This is a genomic window from Lysinibacillus sp. FSL M8-0216 (genome assembly GCF_038595555.1).
Taxonomy (GTDB): domain Bacteria; phylum Bacillota; class Bacilli; order Bacillales_A; family Planococcaceae; genus Lysinibacillus; species Lysinibacillus fusiformis.
Genome location: NZ_CP152007.1, coordinates 189497 through 204382, shown reverse-complemented (window position 1 = coordinate 204382; position 14886 = coordinate 189497). Strand labels below are relative to the sequence as shown.

Below are 14886 nucleotides of genomic sequence, written 5' to 3'. Positions count from 1 at the left end.
ACTTCAAATTTCCGACAAATAATCACTTTTTCCACTCACAACTCCTACAAAAAAAGCAAACCTTTGAAAGTTTGCTTTCCTACAAATTGATTTGTTAATCGTATTGTTTTTTCACCGTTTTATAAATTCGGACCTTTTTCAGTATCGTTTTAGGTACTTGGAAAGTAGCTGTGACCATCCCTGGATGACGACCAATTTCTATAGAGCCTGTGATGGTTGCTCTATTTAATACCTCTGGTTCAGGTAACTCGAATAGCTTGGAAGCACGACGAATAGCATTATCAGTTGCCTCATTTAATGTTTTGCCAGAACCAACGATCGATACAGGGAATGCCTCTTCAACCTGCTTTACCCCAAATTCCTCTGCTAGTTCACGAGCACGACGCTTTTCTTCCTTTGTAAAAGGCTTTGCTGTATACGGTAAATCTTCCTCATTTGGTAGTAATATGGGACCTTCCAATGCTACTTTCTTCAAGACACTAACTTGAAGCTGTACAATTCCTGCTACATCAGTTGTATGTCCTGCAATCTCACCATCTCCCTGCATGGCATGCATATCTCCAATGTATACGCCACCGCCAGGAACCTTTACAGGACAAATAATCGTTGCACCTTCACGAACTCTGCTAATATCCATATGTCCATCAGTACGATGTAAATCCAATTCATCCTGTGTAAAGGCATATTCATGTGGTGCCCCAATTAAAAATGAACCAAAATCACCCGCATTATGAGAATCTGGCATTGCCTTTGAAGGGGTTGTACCAAGCTGACCTAAAAATGGGCGCATTCTGGCCATGACACCTATTATGTCACTTGGTGCTAGTGCAACAACGGGATTTTGAGTAGAGTTTTCAGGTGTTCTCATGTAATTTTTGGCATCAAGGGCAATACGACGGGCACCCTCTCGTCCAACCGTTACACCTATTTGCCCTTTATGATCAAACGTCATTGTGTAGCCATTCGTCATTTTGAATGGTGCTGTCTCTGTGTCACATGTCGAACAGCGAATTGCTTGAGGACCTATACCTTTAACAACTGTGCTTGGGTGGAGCTTGCCACAGCCTGGGCATTTTACGGAAACAAATGGATCACCAATGAATCGATCTGTAATCGCCTCATCATGACCAGAGGAAGTGGCCAGTGAAGTAACCTGAATAGACTTAATTTTAATGACGATGGCGTCCCCCACCTCAGCCCCCTCCACAAAAACAGGCTTCGTTACTTCATGTCCACCCCGTATAGTTGGTGTTAGCATGGGCCCCCAGCAGCCAGGTGTGGTATTGGCAATAATTGTTCCTCCATCTTTAACTGGCCCAAGCATTTCTTGTGAAGGGTCCAAAATACCATCTATGAACTCATTTACGAACAATGTCTCAGCGGCTTGCGGTTGCTGTATAAAGTCACTTTCTAGTCCCTCTTTGTCAAGCACTTGCAATTCGTTTGTCATTTTTCGTCACGCTCCTAGTTTGTCTTTTTATGTATGAGATTATATGTAAAAAAACGCTCTCCACATACGCAGAGAGCTATTTTTTTCTATCATGAGCAGCCTAAACTACTTGGCACAATTAATTATTCATATATAAATCAAAAATATGTGAGAAATCTTCTTTTTTGTACTGATCTTTATGATCAATCATCCAAGTATTCGCAAAGCGGGTAATTGCCTCAAATGATGCTGATGGAGAAATATTATCATTGCCAATTCGTCCAAGTGATGAAGAAGCAATATGTAAGCTTTTTTCTGCTACTTCTAACTTATAGGCATTGTTCTTTTGTTCGTAGCTAATCGCATGTAGTGCTTTATATAAATCTTTAATGTCATCAATAAAGCGTTTATGAATGTCGATGGAAAGTGGAGAATTACCGATTGTAAACTTAATTTCGACATCAAGGTCAATTGTTCCTGCTGTTTCGAGAAAAACATCTGTAATAGCGTACATAGAATAGTCATAGCGACGTAGTAATCGTTTTTTACTCATAGCGCTTTCGCCATCTACATGGAGAATGGCACGGTTTGTAAAGCAGTATTCATCTGCCTTCGTTTTAATTAAAAAGTAAATTTTCTCATCAATTTCATGTAGTATAAAATCATCTGCATCTGTTTTATCATAATCCTCTCGTTGAACGACTACTCCAATATCAGATAATCCTAATGCATCCGCAGCTATTTTTTTAAACATTGCCATTCCTCCTCATTCGTTTATACTCTTTTTACGTTTAATAGCTGTAAAGGTTTCATTCCCCCAACTTCATTTTTAATAATTGTGAACGTAAGTATACAAAGTCTTTTCTTAGTAATACTTCATTTACTCTTTTCAGTACATTTCATTTATAATGATGTTCATAACATATAAAGATTCTTTCAAAAAGAAAGTATTCATTAAAAGAAAGGTTGTGTGAATAAATGCAAGAGCCAACCATATTAGTAGTCGATGATGAGGTAGATTTAGCTAATCTTCTAAAGGTAAGTCTGCAAAAAGAAGGCTATAAACAAATTTATACAGCTGGCTCCATTCAGGATGCTTGGACAAGCTTTCAGCAAACAAGTCCCGATATTGTGCTTCTAGATGTCATGCTTCCTGATGGGGAAGGCTATGATTTATGTAGACGAATCCGCGAAGTATCGCATGTACCCGTGCTCTTCATGTCTGCTAAAAATGAAGAAATTGATAAAATTTTAGGACTTGCCATTGGAGGCGATGATTATATTACAAAACCCTTTAGCCCTAAGGAAGTTGCCTACCGTGTAAAGGCACAGTTACGTAGAGCTGGCTATCAAACACACGATACAATTTTGAGCATTTCAGAAAAAACGATACAAGTTGGACCCTTCCAGCTTAACGCTGATGAAACTGAAGTACACAAGGATGGGGTTTTATTGGAGTTAACGGCTAAGGAAATTGGTTTAATGGCATGTTTTATGAACAACCCTAATCGCATTTTAAGTAAAGAGACTCTTTTTGAGCGTGTCTGGGGAGAGGATTTTTTCGGTTCTGATAATACAGTCATGGTGCATATTCGACGTCTGCGTGAAAAAATTGAGCAGGATGCCTCTAAACCTTTTTTTATCACAACTGTAAAAGGCCTTGGGTATAAGTTCGTCATACCAAAAGAGGCGCAAGGATGAAGTGGAAATTGACCGCACGCTTCCTCTTTTCTGTTCTATCCATTGTGATCATCGTTATTTTCGTCAATACAGCCATTCTCATGGGGCTCCTGTCATATAGACTTATTAATGATTCTCATGGAGCTACTGAATCGAAAGAAGAAGACTTCGTACGGAATTTTCAGCAGTACATTGAAATAGGAAATGGAGCAGCTTCTATAAGTACAGAAGGACTCGAACAGTTGCATCAGCGAAATGCTTGGATTCAATTACTTGATATGAATGGTCAAGTCATTGGTTCTCAATTTGCTCCAGATGAAGCACCTTCCCATTACAAACCCATTGATTTGATACAAGTGTACAAATATAAAGAATTTGATGCTGATACGACAGTTTATGTTGGTGTCAAAGATGAGGTTAGTTATCTTGTTGGCATTAAAGGGAGTAATGTTGCAAGATTAGTCATGCATATTTCTGGCCCTTCTTTGTTGCAGTTTGCTGGTAAATTCGGATTATTCATTGTTATTGCTGATTTAATAGTCGCTGCATTGGTTGGCTGGCTATTTGGTCGTACGCTAACGACGCCTCTCTATGCCTTGATAGAACGCATTCGTCATTTAAAAAACCATGAGCATCAGTCAGTTAAAACACCTGGTGGTGTATATAAAACTGTTTTTGAAAATTTAAATGAAGTATCTAGAGAACTAGCTTTACATGAGCAGGAACGCAAACGTCTTGAAGTGATGCGTGAGGAATGGATTAGCAATGTCTCTCATGATATGAAAACACCGCTTGCCTCTATTCGTGGCTATGCAGAGCTTTTAGACGACGAGACACTCACCTCTCAAGAACAGGCCGAGTATGCTCAGATTATCGAGAAACAGTCATTGCATATGCAAGAGTTGCTCGATGACTTAAATTTAACGATGCGCTTAAGACATCAGCAACTACCGCTCACTCTACAAGACGTCAACATGGTACCGTTTATTCGTGAGATTGTGATTGATACATTAAATACCCCACAGTTTGAACTTGCCAATATAGAGTTTGAAGCAACCTCAGAAAACTATCACCATCTCATTGACGAACATTTTATGCGCAGAGCTATCATGAACTTTTTACACAACGCCCTACTTCACAACACGCCTGATGTATCTGTCCATGTATCTATCGATAAAGACTCCATTACGATAGCGGATAATGGCAAAGGGATCTCTGCGGAGGATTTAGATCATATTTTTGAGCGCTATTACCGCGGTACAAATACGGATAATACAGTTGGTACCGGCTTAGGCACCGCCATTGCTAGAGATATTATTGAAGCCCATGGAGGTACTGTTACTATTACTTCAGAAGAAGGTAAGGGTACCACCGTTACCATTTATTTAAAAAAGGAGCAGCCCTAGTTTGACTAGTGGATGCTCCTTTTTGCTATTTCATTTGATCTTGCGCTTTATTCGGTAACTCGTGGAATTTCACCTCATCATAGGAAGAGACTTCTGTTTCTTTTTTGACATAAAGCTTTAAATAAGCATCATGGCGTAAATTTTTGTGAGCGGAGAATTTTAATGTTTTTTCTTCCCCATTTTTATTGTAGGCAGGCAGCTCATACCAATACATTTTAAAAATTTCACCATTACTTGCCTTATACTCCTCTACCTCACCATCAGCCGTAATATGGACATAATAAGTGTCTTTATTTAAACGGTTAAAGTCTACAGTCATCAATACAACTAACCCTGCTACGAATAAGATAAGCAATGCACCTATTCCGAAAAATACTTTTTTCATATTAATTCCCCTGTCTTACAATTTTGTAGAACGAACGTACAGTAAATATATAATAGATGAAATAAATAGCAGAATACGCAATCATCCATAATATGACTGGCTTCGTAATATTCATACCAAATAACTGTGAAAATGCTAGTAACGCAAATGCACTATGCACAATACCTACGATCAGTGGTGCACTAAAGATGACAGCCACTTGTCCGGCTACAGTCTTTAAGATTTGCTTACTGTTTACACCAATTTTATTTAAAATCGCATATTTCGCCTGATCTTCCTCGGCTTCCGTTAAGATTTTGAAATAAATGATACTTCCTGTTGCCGCTAGGAAAACTAGTCCAAGGAAGCTACCAACAAACAGTAATGCACCTACTGTGGCTATACTATCCTCATAGCTTTGTGGAACACTAGAGAAAGATTCTTGTTGTTCTGTCGACAATTGCTTGACTATGTCTTTTGACACGGCCTGTTGTTTCAAATCATTGTCTAAACCAATAGCCTGCATCTTTACCTCTTCTGCATTAGTCGCAGCAAACTCTTGATCATTCACGACAAGTACAGTCCCCGCCGGAATAAAGTTAAGAACGCTCTCTGTGTACATTTTTTCCACATGGAAGGAATCACCATTTTTTAGTTTGAAATCTTCCCCAGTAAAGTCATGTGAAAATCGTTCATCATAAGCTGCGTCCAGCAGCACGGCCGATCCATCAGCAATATGCAGGTTTTGATCCTTACCTTGTAATTTTGCTAAACGATTATAATCAGATTCCTTAAGTAATGTATATTCGAAAAATGAAAATTCATTATCGACACGTAAATTCTTCACAGACAGTGATTCATGATAGATAACGTCTTTCTGTGAAAACTCGACGGGATCGCCTTTCCACATAAATGTATTGGGCAGCATCTGACGTACAGATGCTTCTGCATTATAATACATACCAAAGACGCCACCGCCTGCTGTAATTGTCGTTGCACTTAAAATGGCAATAATCGACAATGACTTAGCATTTGCGCGGATACGATACAATAACTGGGAAACTCCGATTAAATTTAACCCTTTCCATGACCAAGATGTCGCTCTTTTTAAAGCTGTTAACACAAAGACACTTACACTATGGAATAAAAGATATGTCCCTACGATAGTTACGCCGATGACCATTAGTGGCGTGCCTAGAACCGTAAAGAATCGCCAAATTTCACTCGTAAACATATCAGAGGAAGCTGTATAATAACCAAATGCGATAAGCGCCGTTCCTAAAACAGCAGCTACTAAAGAGGCACGTGGAATTTGCTCACCCTGTTTTTCTGCATGAAATAAGTCAATCAATTTAAATTGGTAAATAACACGATAGCCCTGTAACGACGTAAATAAAAACAGTATTGTAAAAATGACTGCTGTATTCAACAGTGCCTCTACCGAAAATGTTAGGCTTCCAACAATTTCATACCCCATTAAGCGGACTAATATCATTAATAATCCTTGAGACATAAAGAATCCTAAACCGATGCCCAATACTAGAGAAACTAACCCTATGACTAGATTCTCGAAAAACAGCATGAGACCAATCTTTTGCTTACGCACACCTAATAGTGAATAGAGTGCTACTTCCTTTTTCCGTTTCTTCATAAAAAATGAATTAGAATAGGCCATAAAGATGACAATGAAGAACAATAAAACAACAGATGATGCACTCATCAATCCTTTAATTTGCTGAGAGGATTGTTTTAAGGCTGAAAGATCATCATTATATTTCAGTGTCACAAATGTAAAGTAAATGACGATACTGAATACCATTGAGGCAATATATAAAAAATAGTTGGATAGATTACGTTGAATATTTTTACGCGCTAAACTAAATAACGTCATTTACTCCACCCCCGATGCTTGACAGCACCTGTAGAATCTCTTGGAAAAATTGTTTCCTTGTTAGAGTCCCACGATGAATTTCCTTGGATAACTGCCCGTCCTGAATAAATAGTATGCGCTGACAGAAGCTCGCTGCAAAAGCGTCATGAGTAACCATCATAATGGTTGCCGCCTGTGTTTGATTTAAATCACTTAAACTTTCCAGCAAATCGGTTGCTGATTTTGAATCAAGTGCACCTGTAGGCTCATCCGCAAAGATTAATTTCGGTTCTGTCACTAAAGCTCGTGACGATGCTGTACGCTGCTTTTGCCCGCCCGATATTTGATAAGGATATTTATCCAATAAATCACTAATGCCGAACAATGAGGCAATACGATCAACTCTAGCGCTAATAGCCTTTGTTGGCATTTTTGCAATAGCCAACGGCAAGACTATATTTTCACGTACCGTTAAAGAATCAAGTAAGTTATAGTCTTGGAATATAAATCCTAAGTTATCACGACGAAAATCAGCCAATTCAGCATCTTTCATACGCGCTAAGTTCGTATCACCAATTATGATTTCACCAGTCGTCGGTGTATCAATCGTAGCTAATACATTAAGAAGCGTAGATTTCCCAGCCCCTGAAGGACCCATTACGCCCACAAATTCACCTTTATTTACTTCAAATGATATATTAGATAACGCTGTAAAAGTATTAGCGCCCTTGCCGTAAGTTTTCTCAACGTTTTGTACCTGTAATAATGGCGTCATATACGCTCCTCCTCTTCTTTCTGACTTTAGTATACGCCCCCAAACTTACAGTAAAATTGTCGCAAGCTTACAGCAACCTTAAATCATCTATTCTCAATAAATTAATATGTGTTATCCAAATACATTGCCTTTTTTGCTTAATTGATAAAAAAAAGATTCATACACAGTCTGTGCATGAATCCCTCTAACTATTAGGCTAAAACTTTTTTAATATCATCTTCAAAACTACTTGGTTTATCTGCCGATGCGTAGCGTCCAACAACCTCGCCATCTCGATTCACTAAGAATTTAGTAAAATTCCATTTAATGCTGTTGCCTAAAAAACCTTTAGAATGTGAAGTGAGATAATCAAAAATCGGATGTGCTTCCTTACCATTCACCTTAACGATTTTATGCATTGGGAAGGTTACCCCATATTCCAGTCGGCATTGTGAAGCGGCTTCTTCAGCAGTTGCCAGCTCTTGCTTGAATTGATTGGACGGGAAACCTAGTACAACAAGACCTTCTTCCTGATACTTTTCAAAGAGACCTTCTAATTCCTCGAATTGAGGTGTAAAGCCACATTTTGAGGCAGTATTGACAATTAACATCGGCTTTCCTTTATAACGCTCTAGGCTATAGTCAGTACCATCTTCTAACGTCACGTTAATATCATAAATACTCATTGCTCTCTACCTCCTATTTATAAACGTCCATTCATTCTTGCCACCTGTTGTAAAGGATCCCATACGCCATTAAATGGCGGTGCATAAGCTAAATCTAAATCTAGCAAATCTGGTAATGTCATTTTACTATACAATGCGGTTGCAAACACATCAATACGCTTATCAACACCCGCTGGCCCAACAATTTGTGCACCTAATAGCAACTGATCTCGTTTACGTACAACTACCTTAATGTACATACGTTGTGCACCTGGATAATAGCCTGCAATATGGCGAGCTGATAATTTAAAGGCCTCGTAATCAAAGCCAAGCTCTTTCGCATGGCTTTCATTTATACCAGTGGTAGCAATTGTTAAGTTGAAAAATTTTAAAATAGATGTCCCCACAATGCCTCTGAACGGTGCAAACTTTCCTGACATATTAAGACCCGCAAGACGGCCCTGTTTATTGGCAGTTGTCCCCAAAGGTATATAATCTATGCGCTCCTTCACAATATTAAAATGAGTGGCACAATCTCCTGCCGCATAAACATTCTCCACCGAAGTTTCTAAATGTCGATTGACGATAATAGCCCCATTTTTTGCAAAAGCTATACCAGTACCTTCTAAAAACTTTGTATTGGGTCTAATACCTGAAGCAACGATGACTAAATCTGTTTCCAAGACACCATTATTTGTGATGACCCTTTCCACTCGTTTATTCCCTTCAAAAGCTTCTACATCTGTATTTAATAATAGCTCTACATTGTTCTTTTTTGCTTCTTCATGAACATGTTGGGCAAGCTCTTCATCTAAAATTTTTGCCACATGGCTTCCTCGTTGGACAAGTCTTACCTTTTTCCCACAGGCATGTAATGTTTCTGCCATCTCTAAGCCGATATAGCCGCCACCAATAATAGTTACCTGTTCAATATCAGGCGTTAAATCAGCCATTAAGTCTTCTAATTGAGGAATTGTTTTTACGGTGTGGATACCTTCTAGTTCGACACCTTTTTTAACAGGTACAACTGGATCTGCCCCTGTTGCAATAAGAAGCTTATCATAGGAAATTTCAAATACTTCGCCATTTGCCTGTATCCCCGAAACAACCTGCTTCTCTACATCTACCTTTTCTACCTCATAGCCAACTCGTGCATCGATGCCATATTTACCTCGAAAAGTTTCAACATCTCTTGCAATCAATCGTTTGGTTGATGAAATACGACCATCTACAACATATGGCAATCCACATTGTCCATATGAATAAATAAAGCCACGTTCTAAAGTAGTTATTTCCGCTCCTGGTACATTACGATAGATTTCCATAGCTGCAGACATCCCTGCAGCATCTCCCCCAATGATGACGTATTTCATTCCACTTGCCCCCTTATTTTTTCCTTGTTGCCATTAAATCTGCGTAATGGTCGATATACAAACGACGCTTTCCTCCGCTAACAATGACACGTATAACATGAATAGCTATTATCATTGTAAGTGCAAAACCTCCTAATGAGGCTAGTAAAGAAATGACAATTTGCAGAACATAAAATGGTGAATCCATATCTAATTGAATATCACCAACTGTTGAAATGGCCTCTAATAGACATACGGTCGCAACAATCGCTACACAGCGTCTCCATGATTGCCTTACTATACTTTTGCCCTTCTTATTGACCATGGTAAAGCGCATAATTTTCATACCTACTGTTGCGCCATTCATTATACTTGGTATGAAGCCAAAGATAGTCATGTATAGTGCAATGACAACTAAGAACTCAAAAGTGCCACTATAACCCGTTAGAGCGCCGATAATGAACAAAATTACTTGTACGATAAATAAATCAATAACCAATGCTAGTAAAATGGATATTGGTTTTACAATATCCTTTTTTTCCATTTCCGCAGCTTTAGCCTCGACCTCTTCATGAGAAGGAAATAGTGCCCACACGATAGGAGCTAAAAAGAAGCCTAATAATGCACCTACACTGTTTAGCAATAAATCATCCACATCAAATATGCGGTAGGCACAATTAAAAATGCCATAAATACCTGTTCTTTGTGTGATCTCATAAAACAATGTTAGCAAAAAGCTTATTATAAATGCACGTTTCCAGTACCTTCTTTCTTGAAGAAAATAACGCAAGTATACACCGAATGGCATTAATAATAGGAAATTAAAAAATGCTTGATAAAATGCTTGCTGTTTTGTGATAGCAAGCCATGTCGATGGATTGCTTAAGACAACGCCACTGTCCTTTAAAATATCCTCGACAAATTGAAATAGTCGTAAATTTGTATGGACTGTATCTGGCGATTGAAGTGAGCAAGTATCCCTTGTAGAAGGGAATGGCAGTAATACTAAACAGAGTGCAGATAAAAAGTAAAAAATAAAGGAGAACATAATAATGGTTTTCGACATAGACAAGTAACTATATTTTCGATACGTATAAATTAGCCATGGAATAAAAAGAACAAATGATAAAATAATGGTTATGAAAAATGCAATAAGAATGGATTGCGTGTAAGTTGACATATATAAGCACCTCTCTATTTAAACTGCCCGAATTAATGAAACCTAAAACTCAGTTTAATCCACACACTCTACGCGAATATGTCATTAAGCTTACATGATCCTTAAGTCCATCCATTCACCCCAGATTTTTGAGCAATGCGATGCTGATCAAGCCGACATAAATCCCTTGCTCATAAAGCGCTCCTGTAGGTAGCAGACTTCTACATCATCAAAATAAAAAAACAGGTAAAGAATATACTCTCTACCTGTTTCGTTTTATGACTTTGTTATTTCCTCTTTACAAAATACTAAAATTTCCTCTAGTTCATCATCCTCTAAAGCAAAATCTAAGTATTCACCCTCTGCCTTTTCCATGATGAAGTAATTTAAAATATATGGCTCATCTGCCTTTTCACCAATAAGAACACGAATTTCAATACCTGCTTCGTGAAATAGCTCATCTTCTTCATCAATTTCAATATCTAAAATAAATTCGTAACGCTTCCCTTCTATAATATTGGTTGGGTCTAAAATTTCTTCCATTGAGAATTGTGTAATTTCCATAATGCTAGCTCCTTTATCTTTAGCTGTTCCTTTCTATATTAAATCAATTTCAGCATGGGTCAACAAGAAAAGCCATATACACTTGTAAGTAATTATGCCAAAATAAAGTAGAATCTACCCTAGCGTAAACTGTACCTACATAAAAAGGAGGCTTTTACTTGAAAGATTTATTATATTATCAGGACGTTATGTTACGTGAGTTTGATGCTCATATTCTTAGTAAAGAAACCGACGAATTTGGTCGTCATTATGTTGTGTTATCTAATACTGCATTTTATCCAACTGGCGGAGGACAACCCCATGATACTGGCACATTGAATGGGATTGAAGTGATAGATGTAGAGAAAGTCGGAGAAGAGATTCGCCATTATATGCAGGGTAATGTATCAGAATTGGAAGGCTTCGTGCACGGTACGTTAAATTGGCCTAGGCGATTCGACCATATGCAGCAACATGCTGGTCAGCATATTTTAACAGCGGCATTTGTAGAACTTTTTGATGCTCAGACGGTTAGTTTTCATCTAGGAAGTGAGCATGTCACAATTGATATTGCTGTCGATACTTTGACAGAACAACAGCTCACAGCAGCCGAAATACGAGCTAATGAAATTATTTTAGAAAACCGTCCGATAGAAACTACGTGGATTACAGAAAAAGAACTGTCCGATTTTAATCTTCGGAAAGAAGTTGCTGTAACTGGAGATATTCGACTTGTCATCATTCCAGACTATGATAACAACGGCTGTGGTGGCACTCATCCAACATCTACTGGGCAGGTCAATGCCATAAAAATTCTAGGTACTGAAAAAATGAAGGGCAATGTGCGCGTCTCATTCGTTTGTGGTCAACGTGTTTTAAACGAACTTGCTATGCGTAAAAAAGTATTAGGTGATGTGGCACGCCAGCTAAGCGTTCCTGAGGTAGAAGCGGCTACAGCCCTCGCTAAAATACTAAGCGCTCAGAAACATACCGAAAAAACACTTGTTGCAGCCAAAGAGGAGCTCCTAACATACGAAGCAAAAGCGCTCGTTTCAAATAGCTCAGGTCTTGTTGCTGCTGCTTTTCAACAACGAACTATGCAAGAACTACAAAAATTAGCTCGCACGATTGTTTCTGAACAAGAAGATATGGTCACTTTGCTTGTTTCTGAAAGTGAAGGCAAGCTACAGTTCGTTGCAGCTAGAGGGAAAAATGTATCTAAAAGCATGAAGGCTATTGCCGAAAAGACATTACCGCTCATTAATGGTAAGGGTGGCGGAAGTGATCAAATGGTGCAAGGTGGCGGCGAATGTATTATTTCTAAAGAAGAACTTCTAGAAGCTATGCAAAACGTTTAATAAGGCTAACAAAAGAGGAGCTGTCCAATTATGACAGCTCCTCTTTCTTTAATATTTAAATTTTTGAATGGCCCCATATAAACGTTTGGCCATTGCTGATAGTTTTTCAGTTTGATCATTCATCGTTGTAACTGTATTTAACTGTTCTGTTGTAGCATCTGTTACCTCATGCACATAATCACTTGCAGCATGTGCTGTGGCAGCCATTTCTTCCATAGACGCTGAAACTTCCTCTGTATTGGCAGACATTTGTTCAGCAGAGGCATTCATTTCTTCAACTTGGCCAGCTATTTCTCCAACAGCTTGAACTATTTCCTCAAAGCGTTCGCCCACTGCCTCAATGGATGCTAATCCTCGTTCCACATTATCTTCACCTAATTCTGCTGCCTTCACCACCTCTAATGTGTACGATTGAACTCGCTCAATTAACACATTAATTTTAGTAGCAGACTCGGCTGTTTGCTCTGATAACTTGCGAACCTCTTCTGCCACAACGGCAAAGCCTTTACCAGCATCTCCGGCTCGTGCAGCTTCAATAGATGCATTGAGTGCTAATAAATTTGTTTGATCAGAAATAGCTGCAATCATATTAGAAATTAAGTTAATTTCCTCCGACTCTTTTTCTAATTTATGAATAATCATCAGCTCAGCCTTTGTCCCTTCCTGAATCTCATTCATGCGACGGATTGATTGATGGACAGCGTCATTACTTTCACTAATTTTCTGGGAAATAAAATCTGTATTTGAGGCAATAGTTGAAGCTACTTCAGCTACATTTTGTATACCTAATGCCATTTGCTCCATAGCAGAAGCACTTTCCTCTGCCATCACAGTTTGGCTTTGTGCTCCTCTATCTATTTCATTGATAGCGCCTGCTATTTGTTTAGAATGTTTTGTTACAGCCATTACATCTCCCATTAAATCACATGAAGCTTCATTCACAGTTGTCGCTTCATGGCTCACTTTTGCTATCATTTCTCGCATATTTACAGTCATGCGATCCAATGCACGCGACATTGTCCCCATCTCATCAATACGTTTCAAATACTTCTCAGGAATCTCTTGTGTAAAGTCACCCTCTGATAAGCCTTCGCTAATACGGAGAACATGACGAAGTGGTCTACTAACAGATCGTGAAATAGCAAATGAGATAAATAGCCCTAGTAACGAAACAATAATAGTTGTGACTATAAAATTAGTCTTGAGCTTAGAAAGTCCTGAAAACATCTCATTTTCTAAAGCAATAACGCCCATTTTCCAACCATTATCAAGTGTATGGTAGCCCATTAAGTTTGTACCTGCATCCTCTGTTTCAAATGAAAAATAACCGCTTTTATGTGCAATCATCTCTTTTGCAGCCAATGCTCTCTCTGTCATTACACCTGTTTCTTCTGCTTCCTTGATGGGGTTATTTTGCTCTTTCACATAGGAATGATTATTATGGCCAATGATGGTTCCTTTAGCGTCTAACATAAATGCATACCCACTGTTTCCAACTTTAATATCCTCTACAATATTGGACAAATAATAGCCATCCATACGAGCTAGTAGTAATGCTTTCTCACCTGATACTGTGTCGATTGGAGAGACAATTAAAATAACAGGCTCCCCGGTTACGCGGCTAATCGTAATTTCGGACATAACGGATTTACCCGTAAAGCCCTCCTTTACATAATCACGATCACCTAAATCCGCAGTAGTATCATCCAAATAATGAGCGATTCCGTCAGCTTTAATAATGCCAAACCCAAGATAATTTTTATTATCCGCAAGACGTTTCGATAAATATTGTTTTTGCTTGTCAAAATCCATACTACGTACTGCCTCTTGCTCTGCTATTGCCTCAACCTCTACTAACGTTAATTGAAAGTGTTCTTCTATGTATTGTGAAACATCCTCAGCTCTAGATACCAAGTTTGATTCCACTTGCTCATTCATTGCCTTGGTACTATTTATCCAAGTAGACAGTCCCAGTGTCCCACATGTCACAAATACAAGAGCTATAATGGCAACGACTAATTTACCGCCAATTCCTTTTATCCACATTCCTTTTACTCACTTCTTCCATTTTTAGCTATAAAATTCAGTTATTTATGCATTACTTTCAGAGTAAAGTCAGCAAAAGGAGAAGTCAATAAAACTTTTCCAATAAGATTAATTAATGTATAATAATACCATTTACCCTATCGCTATAGTGCTAACAATTTTCTACATTTTTTTAACTTATCGGTATCTTTTGCTATAGGTAGACAAAATTCATTGGCTTTAATGGATGAAATTAAAACTTTTCCCAACAAAAATTGATT

At 38.4% G+C, this 14886-nt stretch carries 13 protein-coding genes; 3 read left to right on the top strand and 10 right to left on the bottom strand.

Annotated features, from left to right (window positions below; translation table 11 throughout):
* Window positions 1-94: 94 nt before the first annotated feature.
* Both MKX57_RS01010 and MKX57_RS01005 read right to left on the bottom strand, forming a co-directional pair.
* On the bottom strand, window positions 95-1450 hold the full coding sequence (locus MKX57_RS01010) for an acetamidase/formamidase family protein (RefSeq protein WP_090003021.1): 1356 nt from the start codon (window positions 1448-1450) through the stop codon (window positions 95-97).
* A gap of 118 nt (window positions 1451-1568) precedes the next feature.
* Window positions 1569-2183, bottom strand: coding sequence for a PH domain-containing protein (locus MKX57_RS01005; protein WP_036122248.1), 615 nt, complete (start codon window positions 2181-2183; stop codon window positions 1569-1571).
* 224 nt (window positions 2184-2407) lie between these two features.
* Between MKX57_RS01005 and MKX57_RS01000 the strand changes: the two genes are divergently transcribed.
* A complete protein-coding gene (locus MKX57_RS01000; protein WP_089986905.1) occupies window positions 2408-3130 on the top strand; it encodes a response regulator transcription factor in 723 nt (240 codons plus the stop codon).
* Window positions 3127-4515 (top strand): HAMP domain-containing sensor histidine kinase, encoded by a 1389-nt coding sequence (locus MKX57_RS00995; protein ID WP_342531550.1) that lies wholly within the window; start codon window positions 3127-3129, stop codon window positions 4513-4515. The genes MKX57_RS01000 and MKX57_RS00995 overlap by 4 nt, the downstream gene beginning before the upstream one ends.
* Window positions 4516-4540: 25 nt before the next feature.
* On the opposite strand, the gene MKX57_RS00990 is transcribed toward MKX57_RS00995, so the two are convergent.
* The 7 genes from MKX57_RS00990 to MKX57_RS00960 all read right to left on the bottom strand — a co-directional run bounded on the left by MKX57_RS00990 (window position 4541) and on the right by MKX57_RS00960 (window position 11243).
* Window positions 4541-4900 (bottom strand): YxeA family protein, encoded by a 360-nt coding sequence (locus tag MKX57_RS00990; RefSeq protein WP_089986903.1) that lies wholly within the window; start codon window positions 4898-4900, stop codon window positions 4541-4543.
* Between the two features lies 1 nt (window position 4901).
* Window positions 4902-6770, bottom strand: coding sequence for an FtsX-like permease family protein (locus MKX57_RS00985; protein WP_342531548.1), 1869 nt, complete (start codon window positions 6768-6770; stop codon window positions 4902-4904).
* Complete coding sequence (locus MKX57_RS00980) at window positions 6757-7524, bottom strand: ABC transporter ATP-binding protein (protein ID WP_036122233.1); 768 nt, start codon at window positions 7522-7524, stop codon at window positions 6757-6759. Before MKX57_RS00980 ends, MKX57_RS00985 begins: the two co-directional genes overlap by 14 nt.
* Before the next feature lie 191 nt (window positions 7525-7715).
* Window positions 7716-8189 (bottom strand): glutathione peroxidase, encoded by a 474-nt coding sequence (locus tag MKX57_RS00975; RefSeq protein ID WP_069479737.1) that lies wholly within the window; start codon window positions 8187-8189, stop codon window positions 7716-7718.
* A gap of 17 nt (window positions 8190-8206) precedes the next feature.
* Entirely contained in the window at window positions 8207-9541 is a 1335-nt protein-coding gene (locus tag MKX57_RS00970) for an FAD-dependent oxidoreductase (protein WP_089986900.1), read from the bottom strand.
* Between the two features lie 13 nt (window positions 9542-9554).
* Complete coding sequence (locus MKX57_RS00965) at window positions 9555-10700, bottom strand: VanZ family protein (RefSeq protein ID WP_089986899.1); 1146 nt, start codon at window positions 10698-10700, stop codon at window positions 9555-9557.
* Between the two features lie 255 nt (window positions 10701-10955).
* Window positions 10956-11243: a DUF6509 family protein gene (locus MKX57_RS00960; RefSeq protein WP_342531540.1), complete on the bottom strand. Its 288-nt coding sequence runs from the start codon at window positions 11241-11243 to the stop codon at window positions 10956-10958.
* Window positions 11244-11401: 158 nt separating this feature from the next.
* Between MKX57_RS00960 and MKX57_RS00955 the strand changes: the two genes are divergently transcribed.
* Entirely contained in the window at window positions 11402-12580 is a 1179-nt protein-coding gene (locus MKX57_RS00955; protein ID WP_342531538.1) for a DHHA1 domain-containing protein, read from the top strand.
* A gap of 48 nt (window positions 12581-12628) precedes the next feature.
* Here MKX57_RS00955 and MKX57_RS00950 read toward each other — a convergent pair whose 3' ends face one another.
* Window positions 12629-14626 (bottom strand): methyl-accepting chemotaxis protein, encoded by a 1998-nt coding sequence (locus tag MKX57_RS00950; RefSeq protein ID WP_342531536.1) that lies wholly within the window; start codon window positions 14624-14626, stop codon window positions 12629-12631.
* Window positions 14627-14886: the final 260 nt, after the last annotated feature.